We start from the raw sequence: 7,819 nt of genomic DNA, 5'->3' as shown, positions 1-7,819 counted from the left end.
CATGCCAGGCATCCTGCGCCAACACGTGTCCCGTGTCGTGCGCCCACACCAACTGCATAGCCGCATGCAAAGGTGGCGGCGAGCTCCAGAGCGCAGAGGGCTGGTGTCCGTAGTTCTGGGAGAGAGAGGCCGCCGGTAGGTGGATGGGTGCTGGGGGCGCCGAGCGCGCTCGCCCCCCAGCCACCACACGAGACGGAACAACCAACGACAACTCCACCCCCCCCGCGCCGTCCCTTTCCCGGCGGCGGCGGTGTTGCTCAGCACGAGGCGGATGCCACGCAACGCGAAGCTCACAGACGCGCAGCTCGAGCAGCTGCGGGACGCAGCAAGGGACCTGCCGGAGGGCCGGCGCGCGGCGTTCGTGCGGGAGCAGGCGGACCTGCTCGGCTGCGCACCGAGCACGATCTACCGCGCGCTGGAGAAGGTCGCGCCGGTACGCACCCGTCAGCGGCGGAGTGACGCCGGCGCCATGCGGGCGATGAACCAGGAGACGTTCCTGGACCTGGCCGCGTTCACCGCCCGCTTCGACTTCGAGGCGGAGCTCGCGATCGACACCTACAACGCGAACCGAGCGGCCGCCGGGCTGCCCTCGGTGGACTGCCACCCGGAGACGCTCCGCCGGCACCTGCGGCAGAAGCAGGTGAGCCGCCGGCACAACGTCCAGGACCTCCGGGTCCATCGCGCGTGGGAGGCGCCGTACTCCAACCACACGCACCAGATCGACTCCACCCAGGCGCATTGCTACTACATCGACCGCGACAGCTCGATCGGGCACGAGCCGGCCGTGGCGCTGAACAAGAACAAGCCGGGCAACGAGCGCCCCCGCGTGTGGATGATCGGGATGGTGGACGACTACTCGCGCCTGCGCTGGGGCCGCTTCTTCACCTCCGAGGCCGGGCAGTGCTGGTGGGCCCTGATGGAGAGGGCATGGAGGAAGCCGGCGGACACGAGCGTATGGCCCGCCTACGGGATGCCCCAGCAGGTCTACTCCGACTGCGGCACCGGCTACAAGAGCAGCCTGGTCAGGCGGACGATGGGCGAGCTGGGCGTGGAGTACAGGTCCGCCCTGCCGTCCACCGAGCACGAGACCAACGCCCAGGCCAAGGGGAAGATCGAGCGCGCGCTGCAGCTGCTCCAGCTGTTCGAGAAGCTCACCAAGATGCGCCGCTTCGACGACCTGGAGGAGATGAACCGGGCCTTCGAGAAGTTCCTGGTCTTCATCAACCGCCGGGTTCACGCGCGCACCGGGCAGAGCCCATTCCACCGCTGGCTGGCGGGCATGCACGACCGCAGCGTGCGGCTGCTTCCCCCGCCCGAGGTGACCGCCCGGATGGCGTTCGACCAGCGGGAGCGGCTGGTGAGCAAGACGCTGGAGATCCGCCTGGAGAGCCAGGTCTACCAGCTGCCCCGCCGCGCCCCCTTCATCGACTTCATCGGGCAGAAGGTGATGGTGGAGTACCGGCGCCACGACCTGAGCAGGATCACCGTGATCCTCGACCGCGAGGAGCACGAGATCGAGGCGGTGGTGGCCACGCCGGACGTCGCCGGCGAGTGGAAGTCGGCGCCGGTGCCGGACGCGGTCAAGCTGAAGCGCGAGCTGCTCAAGCGAGACATCTCGCACTTCGACCCGCACCTGGTGCACGACTACCGGCTGGCGAGGACGGAGGAGCGCTTCGCGGCCCAGCTGGACGAGACGCCGCACCCGCTGGCCGAGGCAGCGGCGGCCGTGCGGATGATCCGCCGGGGCAAGGCGCAGGACCGGCTGGCCGCCCTGGGCCTGGTCTCCACCCCGCCGAGCCCCGCGGACCGCGCCGCGCTGGACGCGCTGTTCGGCGACCGCCCGGAGATCCCGGAGCCGGAGCTGTCCCGCTGGATCGCGGCCCGGCAGGAAGACCCGATGGCCGGCACGGCAACGACGCCGACGCTCGCGCTGGCCTGATCGGCGACCGAAAACGAAAACCCATTCAACCGGAGGATCCAGAAGCATGAGCCAGATCCTGATCAGCACGGAAGTGGTCCCCGCGGCGGCGGGGTTCCGGGAGCGCGACTACGAGCAGCTCCGCCGCATGGCGGCCTTGACCCCGCAGGAGGACTCGTTCGCGCTGGGCGACGGGGCCTTCGCGGACCTGACGGCGAGCGGCACGTGGATGGTCTCGGACGAGGACGCCACGGTGGAACTGTCCCTGGCGGCCCTCACCCGCCTTGCGATCGTCGCCGGGGTGCTTTCGCGCGGCGACCAGCCCGCACCCGACGACGCCGCGGCCCCGGCCGGATACCCGTACGGCGGCGCGCACCGCGTCGTCCACGTGGACGGCACGTTCAGCCACCGCGGTACCCGTTACCAGCTCGCCCGTGAGGCGCAGCTGGCTGGCCAGCGCGTCCGCGTCTTCTTCGGCCGCGGCACGCGCGTCTGCGTCGTCCGACGCGGCCGGGCGCACGATCGAGGTCGCCCCCGAGCAGGAGGTGGCACTGTGAACCGGGCCGAGCTCACGGCGGCGATCGCCGCCACGCTGGTCGACCCCTCGATCGCCGGCGTGGTGCTCGACCCCGACGAGGGCGTCCTGATCAACCTGTCCAACGGCCGGACGTTACACGTCACCCTTCAGCTCGAGGTCGTGCACACGGACGCGGGCCATGTCCATGCTGCGCTCGCCATGTGGGCGTCGATGATGGTTCCCGTCCGCGCAATCGAGTCGTGGAGTGACGACGAGCGCGACGAGGTGATGACCTGGGCGTGCATGGACGAGGCGGACCGCCGGACCTACGGCCCGCCCCCGGTGCTCCGCGGCGGCCGGCTCGTGTGGGGCGCGGACCCGGAGTTCTTCCCCGGGCTCAAGCTCGCCGCGCACGGGGCCGGGTGCCGCTTCCACCCGACCGCGGCCGCGCCGTTCCTGGTCTACGACGAGGACGGCGACACGTACCTGGGCGCCGACCAGGGCTGGTCCCACGAGGCGGCCACGCTCATGGCCATGCGGCTCAACGCCGGCCACGCCCGCACCCTGAATGCGCTTCTCGGGGACGCGGGAGCGGGCACGTGAGCGAGCACACCCCCCCGCTCGTGGGACGCGACCAGGTCGCGCTCCCGCGGCGCGTCGTTCCGGCGGCCCCCTGCGACATCTGCGGGACCATGGTCGCGCCGTCCACGCTGCAGGTGCACCACGCCAACGGCCGTAAGGAGGCGCGCGCCTGCCGGCTCTGCAGCGGCGCGATCGACGAGATCCGCAAGCGCTTCCAGCTCGCGCAGTCTCGCGCGCGGGTCGCATTCGAGGACCAGCTGTTCCGCGTCGTGCGCGAGGTCCGCACCGGCGTTACGGACCTGCCCACGTTCGACCAGCCGGATCTCGCATGATCACCGTGAGCGTGCGGGCCAGGAAGGGCGCGCTGATGGCGGCGCTGTGGCGCGAGATCCTGCTCTCCGTCGAGGGCCTTCCCGAGGACGCACCGGCAGCCGCTGCCCTCACGGCCGGCCGCGACGCCGCCTCCCGCCTGCTCTCGGCCGCGGAGAAGGGCAGCGTGGTCTACGTGCAGCTGACGGCCTCCAGCAGCCCCACGGGCGGCTGGAGCGCCACGGTGATGATGGACGTTACGCCCCCGGAGGCCAGATGAGATCCGCACGCGCAGCCGCTTCTCCCGCCCCTCCCGCGTTCGCCTACCGGGCGAAGCGCTACCTGATGGAGAACGGGATCTCGCTCAAGCAGCTCGTGGAGCGCTTCGGCATGAGCACCACCAGCTGGAGCCTGTTCCTGGGCGGGGACCCGCGCCGCCAGTTCGCCGGAGGGCGCGAGAAGGTGATGGAGGCACTGGCGGAGCGCCGGCTCGACGTGCCCGCGTGGCTCTGGGACCCCGAGACCGAGGAAACCGCGAAAACGAGCTACCGGCGCCCGCCGGAGCCCAACCCGATGGAGGCCAGCATGCTCGACGCGCAGTTCCTGAGCGAAGGCGCCCGGAAGAAGTTCCGGCTCTTCGCCAACCCGTTCGACCCCTACGCCGTGGCCGGGCCCGACGGGCTGCCGCGGCTCGCGGATCTCACGCTCTCCCGCGCCCAGGGCGCCGTCTACCTGCGGCTCAAGCAGGCTGCGTTCTCGTGGGGCTTCACGGCCGCCTACGCCGGCCCGGGCTACGGGAAGAGCATCGTGCTGCAGCGCGCGCTCGCGGACGCCGCGGACGCGGCCGCGCGTGCCCAGCATCGCCTGATCGTGGTCACGCCGGCCAACATCGACCGGCGGCGGATGACCGTGGGCCACATCATCGGCGAGCTGCTCCGCCAGCTCTCCGACCAGCCGGTTCCCCAGGCCACCAACGCGCGCGACGCCCGCCTCAACAAGGTGCTGCGCGAGTACAACCAGGCGGGCGACCGCGTTGCGCTCGTGATCGAGGAGGCGCACGAGCTGTCGCTCGAGACCCTGAAGGACATCAAGCGCCTGCACGAGGGCCACCACGGCTTCCGCCCGCTTCTCGGCATCCTCCTCGTCGGCCAGCTGGAGCTCCGGGCGAAGCTCGACCCGGTCCGAAATCCGATGCTGGCGGAGGTCGCGTACCGCGCGGCCGCGGTGGAGCTGGGGCCGATCGCGCGGGACGAGGTGCGCTCCTACCTGGCGAGCCGCATCGCGCTGGTGGGCGACATCGAGGTGGAGCAGCTGTTCACGAAGGACGCGATCGACGAGCTGGGCAGGCAGCCCGACGCGTCCCTCACCCCGTTGAACCTCAACAACGTCGCCATGGCCGCGCTCAACTGCGTGGTGGCGCGCGGGTGGGACCTGGTCACGGCGGAGGTGATCACCGACGTCCTGACGGCCAAGCCGCACGAGCGGGAGCGCTGGGGGTCCCTGTGAGCCGCGGCCATCGGCTGCAGGCGGTGATGTACGCGCCCCGCGGCGGCTGCCTGTTCCACGACTGGGACCTGGTGCACAGCACCGGGCGCCACGACTACGAGCAGTGCACCCGCTGCCAGGCGCGGCGCATCGTCGACGTGGACGCGCACGCCCCGACGTCGGAGACGGTCGACGTGGACTGGGCGTGCCGGCACCACCAGGAGCTGCCGGCCACCGACCGCCTGGCGGCGTTTGGGTGATGGGGCAGCTCCCGTTCGTGCCCAGCCGGGGCTGCCTGGGCTGCCCCAACCGGGGCACCTGCCACTCGCCGCGGCAGCGCGTCCAGGACCCGCAGATCGAAGCCGGGCGCCACTACCTCTGCCCGTTCTACCGCGGGATCAGCAAGGCGACGGCGCAAAAGCAGGCAGGCACGTTCTACAGCTACATCGACCAGTGTAACGCGCTTTACCGGAGCATCCTGGGCCACCTGCGCGGGGAGGGAGGGCACCGTGCCGAAGGGAGGTAAGGGCGACGTGGATGGACAGCGCGAAACCGCGCGCGCGCGCGAGCGCATAAAGACGGACCCGGTGTTCGCCGCCGGCTGGCGGGCGCAGCGACGTGCGCAGAAGCAGCGGGCCGCGGAGCGCAGGCGGAGCGCCGCGGGGCGGACAGCGGCTGGGCAGTGGACGTTCGACACCCAGAGTGGCCCGAACCTCTGCCGCACGTGTCGCAGCGTAATCGAGGACAGGGCGATGTACTGCAACAACGCGTACTGCAACCCGACGAACCGGTCACGGCGTCGGCGCCGGTCGCGCCGATGATCACCGCGGACCAGGTGCGCGTGGAGGTGAACGCGCTGATTGACTCCCACGGCCATCTCAACGTGGCAGCCGCGTGCGTGCGCCAGCTCGCCGGGTACGCGCAGCAGGGTATGCGCGCGGCCGCCGCGGCCGAGAACGAAATCGTTCGGGACGAGCCCCTGCCGGGGGGCGACGAAATGCGCGTCTCGGCCGAGCTGCGGAGCACCATGGGGAAGCTGTACCGGGCCGCGGGCCACCAGACCTTCTACACCGTGGTGACGGTGCTCACCCTCGAGTATGCGCTCCGCGGCGCACGCGCCAAGGAGGTGGACGACCTGGTGGACCCGGGTGGTCACCACACGGCCGCGCCACCCCCGTGTCCCAGCTGCCGGGAGAAGCTCGCCGCGATCGCGCGCTACAGGCGCGTCCTCGCCGGCGCGCGGACGGACCGGCCGCTCGGCGGGTCTGAGTCGAAAGCAAGCCAGGGAGGGGACGATGGCGAGTAGCAGCAAGCAGGTCCCCCTGCCCTGATGGACGCGCAGCTCGCCCTCCACCTGGACGCGACGCGTCCCGCGCTCTCCTGGGACCAGCTGGATCCCGAGGAGCTCGCCGTCGCCCGCGTGCTCCGGTGGGGAAGGGCGGGCGCCCTGCAGGTCAAGGAGGTCGCCGCGGCCGCGGGCCTGCCGGTGCGGCGTACACAGAAGGTCGTCCACCGGCTGCTGCACGAGCGCCACTGGCCCATCGGCACCAGCATGGCGGAACCGTTCGGGAACTACCTGATCGATTCGGCTGACGAGCTCGAAGACACCGTGGAACTGCTCCGGGCTCGTGGGCTGTCCGAGCTGACGCGCGCGGCCGCGCTGCGGAAGATGACAATCAACGCCTACCTGGCTGCCGTGCAGGCTGAGCTCCCGGGACTCCTGGCCGGCGGTGCAGGCTCGACATCGTAGACCACGAACGAAAGGAAGCGCACCATGAACGAATCCAAGGAACCCGGTACGAGCGTCGCCGTGACAGGGGCGGCGAGCGCCGCTCTGACAACCCTCGGCGCACGGCGCTGGCTCCCGACGGCGGACGAGCTCGCGCAACTGGCCGAGGCGGTGATGGAGATCCGCTCGCAGGAGGAGAAGGAGGGCCACTACCACGGCATCGAGTTCGGCCACGACCCCATGGAGGAGGAGGCCTCCGGAAACGGGTACTTCGCGACGCTCTACCGGCGGGGGAACGACCCGATACACGGCGAAGGCGCCGTCGCAGCGCACGCCGTCCAGAGCTTGTACGAGCAGTGGGTGGTGGGCCGCTGGGCAGCCGGCACCCCCCCGCGGGCGAGAACGCCCTGGAGCGCCGGGCCGGGAAAGCCGGCCCTTTCGGCGGAGACGGGGGAAGTGCTCGCCCAGGCCCTGGTCCTGCTCGGCGACCAGCTCAAGCGGGTCCGCGGCATCCTCGATCGCCTTTCCGGGACCGAGGACCTGAGGGCCGCGGCAGGGGAGGTCGGGGCTGAGCTGGAGAGCCTGAGAACGCTCCTGCTCCAGCAGGCCCCGTATCCATCCGCGGCGGAAGACCCCGCCGGAGGGTGAGCCCCATGCCATCGAAGCGAGAGCTTGCCAAGATCTTCGCCGCGGCCCGCGAAGTCCGCCTCTCGGAAGAGCAGGTGCGGGACGTCGCGGAGCAGGTGAGCGGACAACGCTCCATCAGCGCTCTGGACCCGCAGCAGACGCGCGAGGTGATCGACAGCCTCGTTCGCCTCGGCGCCCGGGGCTGGACCAACGGGAAGAAGCCATCGGGCAGGCCGCGGGTGCCGGGGGTCATCAAGCTCATCACCCCGGAGCAGCGTAGCTACATCCAGGACCTGCGCAAGAAGCTCGGGGAGGATTGGCTCCGCGACGAGTACTTCCACGGGGCCTGCGGGAAGGTGATTGGAAAGCCCAAGGCCACCACGGCCGGCGACGCCGCGCGGGTGATCGAGATGCTCCGGGCCCGGCTCGGGTACGACAAGCGCCGTGCGGGGAGCGAACCCGCAGCATGACGCGCGAGCAGCGCCTGCGCGCCGAGTGGGAGGAGCGGATCCCGAAGGACTGGGACCACGTCCTGGTGAGCGATGCGCACCGGGTCATCAACCGCGACCGGGGGCAGGAGCTGATCAGCATTTCTTCGCTGTACCGCCTCGCGGCCGCGGGCGAGATGGGAGCGTTCGGCGGGCGCGGGACC

At 71.2% G+C, this 7,819-nt stretch carries 12 protein-coding genes; all 12 read left to right on the top strand.

The genetic code is table 11. The features are described 5' to 3' along the window. Positions 1-271 precede the first annotated feature (271 nt). On the top strand, positions 272-1,939 hold the full coding sequence (locus VFZ20_RS13030; protein WP_329684325.1) for a hypothetical protein: 1,668 nt from the start codon (positions 272-274) through the stop codon (positions 1,937-1,939). Between the two features lie 46 nt (positions 1,940-1,985). Further along, positions 1,986-3,038: a hypothetical protein gene (locus VFZ20_RS13025; RefSeq protein ID WP_329684324.1), complete on the top strand. Its 1,053-nt coding sequence runs from the start codon at positions 1,986-1,988 to the stop codon at positions 3,036-3,038. Beyond that, positions 3,035-3,349, top strand: coding sequence for a hypothetical protein (locus tag VFZ20_RS13020; protein WP_329684323.1), 315 nt, complete (start codon positions 3,035-3,037; stop codon positions 3,347-3,349). Before VFZ20_RS13025 ends, VFZ20_RS13020 begins: the two co-directional genes overlap by 4 nt. After that, positions 3,346-3,606, top strand: coding sequence for a hypothetical protein (locus tag VFZ20_RS13015; protein WP_329684322.1), 261 nt, complete (start codon positions 3,346-3,348; stop codon positions 3,604-3,606). Before VFZ20_RS13020 ends, VFZ20_RS13015 begins: the two co-directional genes overlap by 4 nt. After that, positions 3,603-4,832, top strand: a complete 1,230-nt coding sequence (locus VFZ20_RS13010; RefSeq protein WP_329684321.1) for an AAA family ATPase — start codon at positions 3,603-3,605, stop codon at positions 4,830-4,832. Before VFZ20_RS13015 ends, VFZ20_RS13010 begins: the two co-directional genes overlap by 4 nt. Further along, on the top strand, positions 4,829-5,071 hold the full coding sequence (locus VFZ20_RS13005; RefSeq protein ID WP_329684320.1) for a hypothetical protein: 243 nt from the start codon (positions 4,829-4,831) through the stop codon (positions 5,069-5,071). Before VFZ20_RS13010 ends, VFZ20_RS13005 begins: the two co-directional genes overlap by 4 nt. Then, on the top strand, positions 5,071-5,337 hold the full coding sequence (locus VFZ20_RS13000; RefSeq protein WP_329684319.1) for a hypothetical protein: 267 nt from the start codon (positions 5,071-5,073) through the stop codon (positions 5,335-5,337). Before VFZ20_RS13005 ends, VFZ20_RS13000 begins: the two co-directional genes overlap by 1 nt. 198 nt (positions 5,338-5,535) lie before the next feature. After that, positions 5,536-6,117: a hypothetical protein gene (locus VFZ20_RS12995; RefSeq protein ID WP_329684318.1), complete on the top strand. Its 582-nt coding sequence runs from the start codon at positions 5,536-5,538 to the stop codon at positions 6,115-6,117. Between the two features lie 24 nt (positions 6,118-6,141). After that, a complete protein-coding gene (locus VFZ20_RS12990) occupies positions 6,142-6,561 on the top strand; it encodes a hypothetical protein (RefSeq protein WP_329684317.1) in 420 nt (139 codons plus the stop codon). Between the two features lie 24 nt (positions 6,562-6,585). Then, on the top strand, positions 6,586-7,188 hold the full coding sequence (locus tag VFZ20_RS12985) for a hypothetical protein (RefSeq protein ID WP_329684316.1): 603 nt from the start codon (positions 6,586-6,588) through the stop codon (positions 7,186-7,188). A gap of 5 nt (positions 7,189-7,193) precedes the next feature. Then, positions 7,194-7,637: a phage protein GemA/Gp16 family protein gene (locus tag VFZ20_RS12980; RefSeq protein WP_329684315.1), complete on the top strand. Its 444-nt coding sequence runs from the start codon at positions 7,194-7,196 to the stop codon at positions 7,635-7,637. Next, positions 7,634-7,819 (top strand): hypothetical protein (locus VFZ20_RS12975; protein WP_329684314.1); only part of this gene is annotated, 186 nt, incomplete at its 3' end. The genes VFZ20_RS12980 and VFZ20_RS12975, both read left to right, overlap by 4 nt.

This window comes from Longimicrobium sp. (assembly GCF_036280135.1).
GTDB lineage: Bacteria > Gemmatimonadota > Gemmatimonadetes > Longimicrobiales > Longimicrobiaceae > Longimicrobium.
Note: the sequence above shows the minus strand (reverse complement) of the source record. Positions and strands in the feature narration are given on the sequence as shown.